The 6,179-nt window shown below is 43.3% G+C and carries 5 protein-coding genes; all 5 read left to right on the top strand.

Annotation, left to right across the window (positions count from 1 at the left end; genetic code table 11):
- Positions 1 to 1,223: 1,223 nt before the first annotated feature.
- The 5 genes from AC5WJX_RS16010 to AC5WJX_RS15990 all read left to right on the top strand — a co-directional run bounded on the left by AC5WJX_RS16010 (position 1,224) and on the right by AC5WJX_RS15990 (position 6,171).
- Positions 1,224 to 2,930 (top strand): MutS-related protein, encoded by a 1,707-nt coding sequence (locus tag AC5WJX_RS16010; protein WP_494485320.1) that lies wholly within the window; start codon positions 1,224 to 1,226, stop codon positions 2,928 to 2,930.
- A 117-nt stretch (positions 2,931 to 3,047) separates the two neighbouring features.
- Positions 3,048 to 3,572: a hypothetical protein gene (locus AC5WJX_RS16005; protein ID WP_494485319.1), complete on the top strand. Its 525-nt coding sequence runs from the start codon at positions 3,048 to 3,050 to the stop codon at positions 3,570 to 3,572.
- Positions 3,573 to 3,611: 39 nt separating this feature from the next.
- Positions 3,612 to 4,421 carry a phosphatidylinositol-specific phospholipase C/glycerophosphodiester phosphodiesterase family protein gene (locus AC5WJX_RS16000; RefSeq protein WP_494485318.1) on the top strand — a complete coding sequence of 270 codons (810 nt, stop codon included), beginning with the start codon at positions 3,612 to 3,614 and terminating at the stop codon, positions 4,419 to 4,421.
- 106 nt (positions 4,422 to 4,527) lie between these two features.
- Complete coding sequence (locus AC5WJX_RS15995; RefSeq protein ID WP_494485317.1) at positions 4,528 to 5,358, top strand: oxidoreductase; 831 nt, start codon at positions 4,528 to 4,530, stop codon at positions 5,356 to 5,358.
- A 6-nt stretch (positions 5,359 to 5,364) separates the two neighbouring features.
- On the top strand, positions 5,365 to 6,171 hold the full coding sequence (locus AC5WJX_RS15990; RefSeq protein ID WP_494485316.1) for a helix-turn-helix domain-containing protein: 807 nt from the start codon (positions 5,365 to 5,367) through the stop codon (positions 6,169 to 6,171).
- Positions 6,172 to 6,179: the final 8 nt, after the last annotated feature.

Below are 6,179 nucleotides of genomic sequence, written 5' to 3'. Positions count from 1 at the left end.
TTGAAACCGTACTTGTTTACCTCGCTGCGTTTTTATAAAATGACATCTCTTTAATGAACTTTTCGGCATCTCCTCTCGGTTTGCCTTTATATGTTGCAGATCGCCTAGCTTGTGTTTCCCAGTCTTTTTCGTCTGGTCTGTTTAACTATTTGCTCTGTTTCAATCTTTGTTATTTGCCTTGTTTAACATCCGTTAAGTGGCTCCCTGTTTGTTGGGACTGCAAAGGTAGTAATGATTTTGATATTGTCAAGAATTTATTTTTAAATTTTTTCTTTTTGTTTGTTCCGGTTTAGGGAACTCGTTTGCCGTTTCCGGTAAACGCAAAAAGAGACATTATCTTACTCCTTTTCAGCCTTTCAAATCTTTCTTCTTTATCCTTTTCACTGTTTCCCTTCCTCCGAAGCGGAGTGCAAATGTAGAAGAAAAATTCATCGCTGCAAAACAATATGTAGAAATATCTTGTTTAAACCCGCTAAGATGCTGTGAGACAAGGCAAATTATTTGCACAGCTTTTCACAGTGCTTCGTGTAGCTTGTACAATAAGGTAAACCGGCAGGTTAACACCTCTCTTTCTAAGCAGGCTTATCCTTAGATCAACCCTTGCGATCCTGCCGTTTACAACAAATCTCAAAACGCTGTTTAGCAATCCTTTATTGCCAGAGACTCCATTTTACCAGCACATTTTAGTGTTACAGCAAAGTGTTGTATAGCTGTAGCATGAAAGATCCCCTACCCGCTTCCATGTTCAGAATTACCAACCTTTAGCTGAGACTGCTTTAATCTATACCAAGCTTGATTGAGCATGTATATAATAGGTATCGAGTTCTAGATTACATCTGACTTTCAAAAGCCTGAAAGCATAATCTGCGCACCAAAAGAACAAAATTGCACCTTAAAAAGCTCTAAAAGGGGTTTCCAGCGCCTCTTAAACGCCTTTTCTTCGCCTGGAGGCGAACAATAGGCGAACAATACGCGGTCAAGAGGCGAACAAGAGCCGCTCAAGAACCAAAGCTGTTCGCAGCACAAGTACCTCAGCTACAAAGCCAGATCCTCCAAGTCCCTAAGAAAAATTGCATCAAGCACTGGCGTCGAAGCTTTCAATTTTAATATCTTTATGCTTGTAAGCAGCCGCGCGCCTTATAAAACAAGAGTACACATGATTAAAGCACTGCTTCTAAAAGCAACAAGAGCCATCCCTGCAAAGCAGATCAAACGAAAAAAGTATGTGGATTAGCGGTCTACTACTGCCGGGCGCAATCTTTATTTTACTCAGCATCCTTGCGGTTCATTATATCTATCGGGCTTATCGGTTGCGCAAATTACAGCAACTTAAACAGGAACTGCTGGCAGACTGGGGCAAAGAAGACCAGTGTTTTCGTGACATGGAACGCATTGGAGCCTACAATGATCATCTACAAGCGCTTCAAAACCTGGATCCCAGTAGTAAAAAGCGAATAGCAGACTTAAACATAAATGCCGTATTTGAAAAACTGGATCGCTGTAAAACGAAGATTGGCCAGCAATACCTATATGCAATGCTTCAGCGTCCAATTGCAGCACAGGAGAAACTTGAAGCTCGAAATACCCGAATCAACTTTTTCCAGAATCAGGAAGAAAGTAGGTTAGCAGCACAAATCGCATTACTGCGGGTAAGTGAACAGCTTAGTTATTCCATCCCTAATATCATATTTAACTGGAAACTTGAAGCCGGACTAAATAAATGGCTGCTTACCGTACTTAGCTTGCTACCATTACTGATTATCGCATTGTGCATCTGGGTCAGTAAGGCCTATGCACTACTGCTGGCGCTAAGTTTTTTTGTTAACCTGCTCTTCCACTATCGTAATAAGTCGAGGGTAGAATTTTTTATTTCCCCTTTCTCCCAGATCCCAGCCTTACGGGCTTGTGCCTTAAGAATAAGTAAAATCAACAAGCACTTTCAAGACAAAGAAGTTCTAGCGGCATGTAATAAGTTAGCTGCTTTCGGACGGTATCAGTTCTTACTTCAGTCAGAAAAATCAGGTCAGAATGAATTTTCTGCATTCTTATGGCTGTTTTTGGAATACCTTAAAATCACATTTCTGGTTGAAATCAATTTGCTGGATAGATGCCTGAAGATTTCCCGTAGCGCAACGACGGAAATTCATACCCTATATAAGTATATCGCTCAACTTGATAGCTATCAATCTATTGCTTCCTATCGTGCCGGACTACCCCATTATTGTACGCCAGAATTTGACAACAGTAGAGTGCAGCTCGTAATCAAAGATGCATTTCACCCCCTGATTGACCCCTGCGTCACTAACAACCTTGTCACCAATACAAAAGGCATCCTAATCACAGGTTCAAACATGTCGGGTAAGACCACTTTTATCAGGACCATCGCCATCAATGCGATTCTGGCTCAAACCATATATACAGTCTGTGAAAACCGGTATCAGTCGTCCTTTTTAAATGTTTACACCTCTATTGGTATCCAGGACAACCTGATGGAAGGTAAAAGCTATTATAAGGAAGAACTGGATGCAATCCAATATTTCGTGCAGCAGGCGCAAGACAGCAATGGGTACAACCTCTTTGTTATGGATGAACTCTTTAAAGGGACAAATACCATGGAGCGGATTGCCGGAGCAAAGGGTGTGCTCGAATACCTGATTAAAGGCAATAACCTTGTTTTAGTTTCAACGCATGATCTGGAGCTGGCAGATCTGCTTAGTCCGGCGTACAGCTTATACCATTTTGAAGAATTTGTAGGTGATGACGGCTATTTATTCGATTATAAATTAAAACAGGGGGTACTAAAGACCCGGAACGCCATCAGGCTTTTAGAAGTTACGGGTTTTCCTGCGGAGATTGTCAGCGCAGCGAACGCCTATTTAGATCTTGCGCAACCATCGGCACAAGCTATGCATATCGGCAGCGCAGGTTGATGGTGCTGATCGGTTAATCTTGCCCTTTACACCTCATCTTTCAGCTTTGTTAAGCTGGTATTTACGTTCAGATAAGTATCTTAGGACTTCATACTGAACTAAACGCGATCAACATCAATGAAAAAACTTATTTACGGTAGCCTACTCTTCTTGCTTAGTTCCTGCGCCAAAGATAATCCAGGCAGTTGTTGCATGAACGTGCAGGGAACGCTCAACATTGTCTACAAGAACGCTGAGGGCCAGAACCTACTGGATGAAACCACACCGGGACATTACTCAACTAAAGACATGAAGCTGTTCCACATCATTGCAGGGCAAAAAAAATTCGTATACAACTACAACAGCGATAGCCCAGCGGGCATGTCGGTGATAAAAGAAGGAATCCCCCGTTTGCATGTCGGTTTCAATCTTAATGACAAAGGCGATATCACGCATCAGGATAAAGAGGTTATCACCGGTGAGTCTACCTCGATTATACAGCTAAATGAGTCTGTGATCGATACGGTGAAAATTCAGTGGCAAAGTAAACCGGGCTCTTTGACGATTACAAAGGCATGGTACAAAAGCAAGCTGGTTTTTGATCCTGCCAGCAAATTAAATGGACTGGATAACCATCTTAATGGCTTTGTAATCCAAAAATAATAAAGTATTAAGTTTCAGCGCAATCATACATGTGGACCTATGAACAATAAACATTGGTTAAGAAAAGTATTTTACTGTTTGCTTTTGGCTGGCTGCACGGCACCAGTGTTTGCACAACGATACGAAGTGGGTAAAAATGTACACTCCCATAACGATTACGAGCAGCAACATCCTTTTCATACAGCCTACAACAATGGGCTTGCATCCATGGAAATTGATGTCTTTCAGGTCGGCGATGAGCTCTATGTAGCACATAAAGAAGAAGAGATCGACCGGAAGAAGACAATTGAAAGCCTATACCTCGAACCTTTACTGAAACAAATAAAACGTAACGGTAATCATAAAGCCTATCAGAACGGGAATGGCTTGCAACTGATGATTGACCTGAAAACAAGCGGAATGCCTGCACTGAAATGCCTGGAAGCAAAATTAAAGCCCATTAGCGCATACTTTGATGTCCAGAAAGATCCAAACGCCGTGAAGCTTGTGATTACCGGCGATACACCTCCCCCGGCCAGGTTCAATGATTTTGATAACATCTTCTACTTCGATGGGAAGCGGGGCACGTTGTATACCGAGGAACAACTCAAGCGGGTTGCCTTTTTCAGCACGAACTTTCAGGACTTCAGCAAGTGGAAAGGCAAAAGCCCTTTGCCCGCGTCGGATTCGTTGAAGCTGAAAAACTTTGTAGACTCGGTGCATCATGTAGGTAAACCAATCCGCTTTTGGGGGAATCCCGATACCAAAACCTGTTGGGAGACCTTTATAAAGATGGGTGTAGATTATCTGAATACAGATATGCCCGCAACAATAGCCAGGTTCCTGGATCAGTATGCCGGTTCAAAATAATCATCCGCTGGCAATCTGAACTTATCAACAAAGTAAAGCTGAACGCTAGAACAAACTGCAAGGCAGCGCCAAGCCATACTTTTGTGATCAACTTAAAGGTTAAGACATGAAAAAAGTATGGTTTATAACAGGTAGTTCCAGCGGATTGGGACGTCACCTGACAGAAGCAGTATTACAGCAGGGGAATATTGTAGTGGCAACAGCACGGAACCCGGAGAAAAATCAAGATTTAAAGTCGAAATATGGTGATCAGATCCTTTCCTTAGCACTGGATGTCACCAATCGACAGCAAATGGAACAGGTGATCAAAGAATCGATCGAACGTCTTGGACGCATTGATGTACTGGTTAACAATGCGGGATTTGGAATCACCGGGGCGGCAGAAGCCTTTTCACAGGAGCAGGTACGCAGTCAATACGAAGCAAATTTGCTGGGCCCTGTAGAGCTCTGCAGAGCCGTATTGCCGTACATGAGAGCACAAAAATCGGGCAGAATCCTAAATATCAGTTCCATCGGGGGACGCATCACCAGCATTGGCTTATCCATTTATCAAAGCGCCAAATTTGGACTGTCTGGATTCAGCGAGGCACTAGCGAAGGAAGTTGCTCCACATGGCATTAAGGTAACAGCGATCGAACCTGGTGGGATCCAGACGAACTGGGCCGGAAGTTCTATGCGCTTTGCTGCAGCAGTTGAAGGCTATGAATCCACTGTTGACACCCGGGTTGAAGCGTTTAAAAACGGCGGATTCGTACCAAAAAGTGATCCCGTTAAAGTTGCACAGGTGATCATTGACATGGCCGAGAACCCTGAGCCGCCGGTGCATCTGGTGTTAGGCAGCGATGCCGTAGCTGTATTTAACCAGGAAAATGCTGCGCGCGAAGCGGAATATAAACAATGGTTGTCCGTAACTTTATCCACTGACGCAGACAGTTAAACATCTATGAGTAGCAGCCACGATCACCAAGAATTGAATCCCATCACGTACTCCTGTTATAGCAGAAGGGTACGTGATGGGGAGCAATTCATTCCAAATCATGTGTTCAGCTTTCAGATTAGCGGAACATTGTTGATGACAGACGGTGATCGCCAATATATTTTCCAGGAGGATAGCTTTCGGTTAACCAGAAGAAACAGCCTGCTTAAATTTACGAAGCAGCCCGGAGCAGCTGGGGAATACAAAAACCTGTCAGTTTTTATGGATCAGCAAACCTTGAAAGAACTAAGTCTGGCATACAAGTATGAAACAGCAAAACACATGCAGACGCCTGCAGTAATTTCCATACCAGCACATGAGCTACTACGAAGTTACCTGCGCTCCCTGGAACCTTATGACCAACTGCTGAGCACTGAAAATGCAATGCTGCGAACCATAAAAGTAAAAGAACTGGTTTTCCTATTGCTAAAGGTAAGACCGGCGTTGAAAGACGTGCTGTTCGATTTTTCGGAACCAGGCAAGTTGGACCTGGAAGCGTATATGAACAAAAACTTTCGATTCAATGTATCGCTGGAACGCTTCGCATACCTCACCGGAAGAAGCCTTTCAACTTTTAAGCGGGACTTTGAAAAGATCTTTTCCAGCAGACCCGGCCAATGGCTACAGGAGAAACGGTTGAAAGAAGCCTATTTTCTAATCAAAGAAAAAGGTGTCGCCCCGAAGGAGGTTTATGTTGATGTGGGTTTTGAAGACCTCTCCCATTTCTCGTTCGCGTTTAAGAAGATGTATGGCGTAGCACCGAGTAAAGTTTAAGCTTATCG

Source organism: Pedobacter sp. NEAU-ZC8 (genome assembly GCF_059278965.1).
The sequence above is the reverse complement of the archived record's forward strand: the minus strand, read 5'-3'. Positions and strand labels throughout refer to the sequence as shown.